At 73.0% G+C, this 300-nt stretch carries 1 protein-coding gene; it reads right to left on the reverse strand.

Annotation, left to right across the window (positions count from 1 at the left end):
* A partial coding sequence (locus ACLBX8_RS31980) for an ATP-binding cassette domain-containing protein (protein WP_447716446.1) occupies positions 1–300 on the reverse strand: 300 nt, incomplete at both ends.

Raw genomic sequence — 300 nt, forward strand, 5'->3', positions numbered from 1 at the left:
CGTACATCACGGCGATCCGGTCGGCGACCTCGGCCGCCGCGCCGAGATCGTGGGTGACGATCACGATCGACAGGCCGAGGTCGCGCTGCAGCTCGCGGAGCAGCAGCAGCACCTGGGTCTGCACCGTGGCGTCGAGCGCCGTGGTCGGCTCGTCGGCGAGCAGGACCTGCGGCCGGCAGGCCAGCGCCAGCGCGATCATGGCGCGCTGGCGCATGCCGCCCGAGATCTCGTGCGGGTAGTTGTCGAGCCGCCGCTCCGGGCTCGGGATCCACACCCGCTCGAACAGGGCGAGCGCGCGCT

This window comes from Methylobacterium sp. D48H, assembly GCF_053345715.1.